Origin of the sequence: Shewanella sp. 10B (genome assembly GCF_023475885.1) — a bacterium.
Taxonomy (GTDB): Bacteria; Pseudomonadota; Gammaproteobacteria; order Enterobacterales; family Shewanellaceae; genus Shewanella; species Shewanella mangrovisoli.
The window spans coordinates 1-3,152 of record NZ_JAMDJO010000018.1 but is presented as its reverse complement, the minus strand read 5'-3'; the positions used below and the strand labels follow the sequence as shown (position 1 = coordinate 3,152).

The window sequence follows — 3,152 nt, the reverse complement described above, 5'->3', positions numbered from 1 at the left end:
TCTATGCCTCGGGCATCCAAGCAGCAAGCGCGTTACGCCGTGGGTCGATGTTTGATGTTATGGAGCAGCAACGATGTTACGCAGCAGGGCAGTCGCCCTAAAACAAAGTTAACCCAGGATGAGAACCTTGAAAGTATCATTGATGGCTGCGAAAGCGAAAAACGGCGTGATTGGTTGCGGTCCAGACATACCCTGGTCCGCGAAAGGGGAGCAGCTACTTTTTAAAGCATTGACCTACAATCAGTGGCTTCTGGTGGGTCGCAAGACGTTTGAATCTATGGGCGCACTCCCCAATAGGAAATACGCGGTCGTTACCCGCTCAGGTTGGACATCAAATGATGACAATGTAGTTGTATTTCAGTCAATCGAAGAGGCCATGGACAGGCTAGCTGAATTCACCGGTCACGTTATAGTGTCTGGTGGCGGAGAAATTTACCGAGAAACATTACCCATGGCCTCTACGCTCCACTTATCGACGATCGACATCGAGCCAGAGGGGGATGTTTTCTTCCCGAGTATTCCAAATACCTTCGAAGTTGTTTTTGAGCAACACTTTACTTCAAACATTAACTATTGCTATCAAATTTGGAAAAAGGGTTAACAAAGCTATGCAATCGACGGCAAAAAGCTTCGTTCGCTTCGCGCACTACGCCTTTTCCGCGATTGATAGCGACGTTATGCAGCCAAATCCCAACAATTAAGGGTCTTAAAATGGTAAAAGATTGGATTCCCATCTCTCATGATAATTACAAGCAGGTGCAAGGACCGTTCTATCATGGAACCAAAGCCAATTTGGCGATTGGTGACTTGCTAACCACAGGGTTCATCTCTCATTTCGAGGACGGTCGTATTCTTAAGCACATCTACTTTTCAGCCTTGATGGAGCCAGCAGTTTGGGGAGCTGAACTTGCTATGTCACTGTCTGGCCTCGAGGGTCGCGGCTACATATACATAGTTGAGCCAACAGGACCGTTCGAAGACGATCCGAATCTTACGAACAAAAAATTTCCCGGTAATCCAACACAGTCCTATAGAACCTGCGAACCCTTGAGAATTGTTGGCGTTGTTGAAGACTGGGAGGGGCATCCTGTTGAATTAATAAGGGGAATGTTGGATTCGTTAGAGGACTTAAAGCGCCGTGGTTTACACGTCATTGAAGACTAGTCCTTTGCATAACAAAGCCATCAAACCGGACGCCAGAGATTCCGCGCCTGTTGCGCATGGCTTCGCCATTTTATGCGCAATAGGCGCGCCACCCTGTCGCCGTTTATGGCGGCGTTGGGCGCACAATAAGGCTCCTCGCAGAGTTGCTTGAAAGTTGTTACGATTCAAATTCAATCATGAGATAGTCAGCAGATGAGCACTTCCAAGAACGCAGACAAGTAAGCCGCAGCAACCTTCATTTTTCGGTTGTTGCGGCGTTCTCATGAATCCTTTTGCTCTACGGGAGCGCCGCCAAATCCTTTGTTCAAGGAGATGGTTTCGTGCGCTCAAAAAACTTTAGTTGGCGGTACTCCCTTGCCGCCACGGTGTTGTTGTTATCACCGTTCGATTTATTGGCATCACTCGGCATGGACATGTACTTGCCAGCAGTGCCGTTTATGCCAAACGCGCTTGGTACGACAGCGAGCACAATTCAGCTTACGCTGACAACGTACTTGGTCATGATTGGTGCCGGTCAGCTCTTGTTTGGACCGCTATCGGACCGACTGGGGCGCCGCCCCGTTCTACTGGGAGGTGGCCTCGCCTACGTTGTGGCGTCAATGGGCCTCGCTCTTACGTCATCGGCTGAAGTCTTTCTGGGGCTTCGGATTCTTCAGGCTTGTGGTGCCTCGGCGTGCCTTGTTTCCACATTTGCAACAGTACGTGACATTTACGCAGGTCGCGAGGAAAGTAATGTCATTTACGGCATACTCGGATCCATGCTGGCCATGGTCCCGGCGGTAGGCCCATTGCTCGGAGCGCTCGTCGACATGTGGCTTGGGTGGCGGGCTATCTTTGCGTTTCTAGGTTTGGGCATGATCGCTGCATCTGCAGCAGCGTGGCGATTCTGGCCTGAAACCCGGGTGCAACGAGTTGCGGGCTTGCAATGGTCGCAGCTGCTACTCCCCGTTAAGTGCCTGAACTTCTGGTTGTACACGTTGTGTTACGCCGCTGGAATGGGTAGCTTCTTCGTCTTTTTCTCCATTGCGCCCGGACTAATGATGGGCAGGCAAGGTGTGTCTCAGCTTGGCTTCAGCCTGCTGTTCGCCACAGTGGCAATTGCCATGGTGTTTACGGCTCGTTTTATGGGGCGTGTGATACCCAAGTGGGGCAGCCCAAGTGTCTTGCGAATGGGAATGGGATGCCTGATAGCTGGAGCAGTATTGCTTGCCATCACCGAAATATGGGCTTCGCAGTCCGTGTTAGGCTTTATTGCTCCAATGTGGCTAGTGGGTATTGGTGTCGCCACAGCGGTATCTGTGTCGCCCAATGGCGCTCTTCGAGGATTCGACCATGTTGCTGGAACGGTCACGGCAGTCTACTTCTGCTTGGGCGGTGTACTGCTAGGAAGCATCGGAACGTTGATCATTTCGCTGTTGCCGCGCAACACGGCTTGGCCGGTTGTCGTGTACTGTTTGACCCTTGCAACAGTCGTGCTCGGTCTGTCTTGTGTTTCCCGAGTGAAGGGCTCTCGCGGCCAGGGGGAGCATGATGTGGTCGCGCTACAAAGTGCGGAAAGTACATCAAATCCCAATCGTTGAGAGAATGTGGCAAGCTATCGCCCAACAAATCGCTGCAGCCGACCCAAAACCGCTACGCGGTTTCGGTCGGCTGAGCTCAGGCGTTAGGCCTCGCCGAAGCGAAAGATCGCTACTTGAAGTGTTGACGCCTTTGTTTTAAAGTTTCGCGTCTATCTTTCTGATTTTGTTAAAAAATCAGACTTTGATTAATCATGTTAGACGTCAGAGGTATTTTGACTTAAACGCCTCTGAGGTCGAATTAACGTTAGCCACCAAGAAGGTGCCATGAAAACATTTGCCGCATATGTAATTATCGCGTGTCTTTCGAGTACGGCATTAGCTGGTTCAATTACAGAAAATACGTCTTGGAACAAAGAGTTCTCTGCCGAAGCCGTCAATGGTGTCTTCGTGCTTTGTAAAAGTAGCAGT

General features: G+C 50.5%; 3 protein-coding genes. All 3 read left to right on the top strand.

The window, feature by feature from the left end; genetic code table 11:
- Window positions 1-127 precede the first annotated feature (127 nt).
- Entirely contained in the window at window positions 128-601 is a 474-nt protein-coding gene (dfrA14, locus tag M0415_RS21230; RefSeq protein ID WP_004201280.1) for a trimethoprim-resistant dihydrofolate reductase DfrA14, read from the top strand.
- 110 nt (window positions 602-711) lie between these two features.
- The gene (locus tag M0415_RS21225; RefSeq protein ID WP_000237816.1) at window positions 712-1,164 is read left to right on the top strand and encodes an NAD(+)--rifampin ADP-ribosyltransferase Arr-2; all 453 of its coding nucleotides are present in this window, start codon (window positions 712-714) and stop codon (window positions 1,162-1,164) included.
- Window positions 1,165-1,484: 320 nt separating this feature from the next.
- Window positions 1,485-2,744: a chloramphenicol efflux MFS transporter CmlA5 gene (locus M0415_RS21220; RefSeq protein WP_012300772.1), complete on the top strand. Its 1,260-nt coding sequence runs from the start codon at window positions 1,485-1,487 to the stop codon at window positions 2,742-2,744.
- Window positions 2,745-3,152: the final 408 nt, after the last annotated feature.

Excerpts from the sequence above, each read along its gene's own strand:
- M0415_RS21225 (WP_000237816.1), top strand. The coding sequence starts at position 712 with ATGGTAAAAGATTGGATTCCCATCTCTCATGATAATTACAAGCAGGTG.